This is a genomic window from Pseudomonas cyclaminis (assembly GCF_015163715.1).
Taxonomy (GTDB): domain Bacteria; phylum Pseudomonadota; class Gammaproteobacteria; order Pseudomonadales; family Pseudomonadaceae; genus Aquipseudomonas; species Aquipseudomonas cyclaminis.
The window spans coordinates 1-2,794 of record NZ_JADDUM010000309.1; the positions used below are offsets into that span (position 1 = coordinate 1).

The window sequence follows — 2,794 nt, forward strand, 5'->3', positions numbered from 1 at the left end:
TCTGGCCAGGCCTCATGGGGCAGCCCCCTCCCACATTTTGATGTGTGAATACAGTCAAGGGTGGGAGGGGGCTTGCCCCCGATAGCGATCTCAGCGGCTCAAGTACATCCGAGTGGTTAACAGATAGACCGGCAACCCCGACACCAGAATCAACAACGCCGCATAAGGCGCCGCGGCCGCGAATTCCACATTCGACGTATGCGACCACACGGCCGTGGCCAGTGTGTTCAGGCCAGTCGGGCTGAGCAGCAGCGTCGCCGTCAATTCCTTCATCGCATCCAGGAACACCAGCGCAAACGCAGCCCCCAGTGCCGGGAAGATAATCGGCAAGGTCACCCGGCAAAAAGCACTGAACGACGAAGCCCCCAGCGTGCGCGCAGCCTCTTCCAATTGCGGCGCGGCCTTATTCAATGCGGTGCGGATCGGCGCCTGGGCCAACGGCAAAAACAGCAGCGCATAGGCGATCAGCAGCAACGCCGACGTCTGGTACAGCGCGGGCACGTAATGCAGCGCGAAATACACCAGCGTCAGCGCGATCACCAGGCCGGGCAGGGCGTGCAGCAGATACGGCAGGCGCTCGGCCCAGATCGCCAGTTGGCCTTTGTAGCGCACTACCAGCAACCCGACCGGGACGGCCATTACCAGGCACAACGCTGCGCCGCCGAGCGAGAGGGCCAGGGAAGACAGTAGCGCCTCGCTGATCTCGGCCACCGGAAACGCTGCCGACGAACCGACCGCCAACCAATAAGCGAGCATCCCCAGGGGGATGCCGCTGCCAATGATTGCCAGCGCCAGGCAATACACCTGGCCCAGCGGCGCCCATTTACCCAGCTTGACCTGCTCGGCATGCCGCGCCGCGCCCTGGCCGATACGTACGTGTCGGCCCTTGCCGCGCACGCGCAGCTCCAGCCACAGCAGGGTCAGGCACATCACCAGCAGCACTGCTGAAAGCATCGCGGCGTTGGCGTTACTGAATTCCAGCTCGAACTGCTGGTAAATCGCGGTGGTGAAGGTTTGCAGGCCGATGATCGACAAGGCGCCGAACTCCACCAGCATATGCAGCGCAATCAGCAATGCCCCCGCCAGCAGCGATGGCCACAGCAGCGGCAGCGTGATACGCAAAAACACCCCCCAGCGATTGAGCCCCAGCGTGCGAGCCGACTCTTCCAGGGAAGGGTCAAGGTTGCGCAATGTCGCCGCCACAGGCAGAAACACCAGCGGGTATTTGGACAGGCTCATCACCAGGATCGCCCCGCCCAGCCCTTCGAAGTTGGCGCTCAGCGACACCCAGGTAAAGCTGCTGACAAACGCAGGTACCGCAAACGGCAGGCACAGGATCACACCCCAGATGCGTCGCCCGGGCAGGTTGCTGCGTTCCAGCAGCCAGGCCAGGGACAGGCCGATCACACCGCAGGTCACCGTCACCCCCACCATCAGCGCCAGGGTGTTGCGCAGCAGTCCGAACACATAAGGCCGCCACAACAGATGCACTGCTTGCGCCCACCCGGCCTGCCAGGCTTTCAGGCCGACATAGGCCAGCGGCAACAGGCTCAGGCCAACCAGGAACAGTACGGGCAGCAGCAGCCAGATCGACGGGCGTTTGCGGCGGGGGCTGAACCCCACAGCGGAGAGCGACGGGGTCATCAGTTCAAGCCAACGTCACGTTCCAGTTCCAGGGCTTCTTCGGCGTTGCCCAGGTCCGCAGGCGTGACTTTCGGCGGTTGCAGCTCGCTGAAAGGCTTGAGGCCACGGTTGGATTCCATGCCTTTGCGCAGCGGGTATTCCGCCGACGTATTGGTGATGACCCGCTGGCCTTCTTCACTGGCCATGAATGCCAGCAGTTGCTGGGCCTCCTTGGGGTGCTTGCTGGATTTCAGCGTGGCAGCGGACGACACGGTAATCAGGCCGCCAGCGTCGCCGTCGGTGAAATAGTGCAGTTGGGAGTCCAGGTTGGTTTTTTCTTTCTTCAGGGCGAACCAGTAGTAGTTGTTCACCAGGACGGTGGCGACTTCGCCGTTTTCCACGGCCTTCAGGGCGACCATGTTATTGCTGTATACCTTGCCGAACGCACGCAGGCCGGTGAGCCATTCTTCAGCCGCTTCACGGCCGTGCAGCTTGATGATTGCCACGGCCTGTTCCTGGAACGCGCCGCTGGTGGGCACGAAGCCGACTTTGCCTTGCCACTCGGGGCCGGCGAAATCCAGTACGGACTTGGGCAGGTCTTTCTCGGCAATCAATTTGGGGTTGAAGGCTACGACACGAGTGCGCGCAGTCACGCCCATCCAGTCGCCGTTGCTGCCGACGTAATCCTTGGGCAGTACGTCGAGGGTGCTGGCATCGATCTTGGCCAGCAGGCCTTGCTCGCCGAGTTTGTTCAGTGGCGGAGATTCTTCGGTGTAGATCACGTCGGCGGGGGAGCGGTCGCCTTCTTCCACGACCTGGCTGGCCAACTGGTTGCTGCTGCCTTTGCGCACATTGACGTGGATGCCGGTTTTGGCTTCGAAGGCCTTGGCGAGTTCATCGCCGACTTCTTTATGCTGGCCGTTGTACAAGGTCAGGGAAACTTTGTCGGCAGAATAAGCGGCGGGCGAGAGCAGGGCCAGGCCGAGCAGAGTGATGGTCAGGCCACGCAGAAGGGATGTCTTGGGGCGGGTATCGCGGATCATCATCCGGGGTTTTCCTCACTTGAGATGCAACAAATCATTGCAAGGATAAACGATAAAGTTTCTCAGGTGCGGCGTAGCAGCAAACGCTGGCAGAGTTTTTAAACCCCAGAAACGAAAAAACCCGCTTT

2 protein-coding genes are annotated in these 2,794 nt (G+C 61.5%); both read right to left on the reverse strand.

The window, feature by feature from the left end; translation table 11 throughout:
• Positions 1 to 90 precede the first annotated feature (90 nt).
• Positions 91 to 1,644, reverse strand: coding sequence for an ABC transporter permease (locus IQK56_RS29085; protein ID WP_193864318.1), 1,554 nt, complete (start codon positions 1,642 to 1,644; stop codon positions 91 to 93).
• On the reverse strand, positions 1,644 to 2,669 hold the full coding sequence (locus tag IQK56_RS29090; protein WP_193864317.1) for an iron ABC transporter substrate-binding protein: 1,026 nt from the start codon (positions 2,667 to 2,669) through the stop codon (positions 1,644 to 1,646). Before IQK56_RS29090 ends, IQK56_RS29085 begins: the two co-directional genes overlap by 1 nt.
• Between the last annotated feature and the right edge of the window lie 125 nt (positions 2,670 to 2,794).